Raw genomic sequence first — 242 nt, 5'->3', positions numbered from 1 at the left:
CAAGACGTTGGTTGCCTGGGGCGTGATGCGCGACGGCGTCAATCCGGTGGCGCGCAGCAACGTCTGTCCGAAACTCGATCCGCCAGGCGAGCCGAGTTTCCACGCCTTCTGCTACACGGTGCCGGCGAGCGCAGTTCGCAGGCCCCGAATGCCGTCAGCGGGCGGCCGGCGTCGCGGATGATATCGGCAATCCGTTCAAAACCCGCGCTCAAGGGTACCGATTCAGAGAACCTGACCCGCTC

2 pseudogenes are annotated in these 242 nt (G+C 65.3%); one reads left to right on the top strand and one right to left on the bottom strand.

Annotation, left to right across the window (positions count from 1 at the left end):
- Positions 1-25: 25 nt before the first annotated feature.
- Positions 26-79, top strand: a pseudogene (locus FNJ47_RS55730) (hypothetical protein); the annotation flags it as partial.
- 31 nt (positions 80-110) lie between these two features.
- Here FNJ47_RS55730 and FNJ47_RS55280 read toward each other — a convergent pair.
- Positions 111-242 (bottom strand): annotated as a pseudogene (locus FNJ47_RS55280) (2-amino-5-chloromuconate deaminase CnbZ); the annotation flags it as partial.

This window comes from Bradyrhizobium uaiense (genome assembly GCF_010811875.1).
GTDB classification, from domain to species: Bacteria; Pseudomonadota; Alphaproteobacteria; order Rhizobiales; family Xanthobacteraceae; genus Bradyrhizobium; species Bradyrhizobium uaiense.
Note: the sequence above shows the minus strand (reverse complement) of the source record. Positions and strands in the feature narration are given on the sequence as shown.